The sequence below is a fragment of the Gilliamella sp. B2838 genome, assembly GCF_026536185.1.
In the GTDB taxonomy this organism is placed as follows: Bacteria; Pseudomonadota; Gammaproteobacteria; order Enterobacterales; family Orbaceae; genus Gilliamella.
This window is the reverse complement of the sequence record NZ_JAFNOO010000049.1, coordinates 1-587: the sequence shown is the minus strand read 5'-3', so window position 1 is coordinate 587 and position 587 is coordinate 1. Positions and strand designations below refer to the sequence as shown.

Below are 587 nucleotides of genomic sequence, written 5' to 3'. Positions count from 1 at the left end.
CTCTGATTGCCTAGGCATCCACCGTGTACGCTTAATTTCTTAACCTTACAACTCACAGTTGTCTTGGTTTCAATTACGCTTTTTTTCTCTTTTCTACTTCATTACATTCATATTTTCATATCAATGCCTTCCGTAAAAATGAGAACTCGTTTCTTTCAGCTTGTTCCTAATTGTTAAAGAGCGTTATCTTTCTATTTACTCTTTCAAGTAAATACAAACATAATTTTATTCAAAAGAGACATCTTAATGGTGGAGCTAAGCGGGATCGAACCGCTGGCCTCCTGCGTGCAAGGCAGGCGCTCTCCCAGCTGAGCTATAGCCCCATTATCTTCACTTCTTCAACATATCAAGCATCTTCGCTCACTACCGTTGAATTGGTGGGTCTGAGTGGACTTGAACCACCGACCTCACCCTTATCAGGGGTGCGCTCTAACCACCTGAGCTACAGACCCAATAAAGTGACTCTTTCTAAACAAACAATCTGTGTGAACACTTACGAGCGCTTCGTAAGGAGGTGATCCAACCGCAGGTTCCCCTACGGTTACCTTGTTACGACTTCACCCCAGTCATGGACCACACCGTGGTAA

At 43.8% G+C, this 587-nt stretch carries 2 tRNA genes and 1 rRNA gene; all 3 read right to left on the bottom strand.

The annotated features are described in order from the left end of the window. Positions 1 to 247: 247 nt before the first annotated feature. Positions 248 to 323: transfer RNA gene (locus J3U63_RS13260), tRNA-Ala, on the bottom strand. Positions 324 to 375: 52 nt separating this feature from the next. Further along, positions 376 to 452, bottom strand: a tRNA-Ile gene (locus J3U63_RS13255). Positions 453 to 507: 55 nt separating this feature from the next. Then, positions 508 to 587 (bottom strand): 16S ribosomal RNA (locus J3U63_RS13250); the annotation flags it as partial.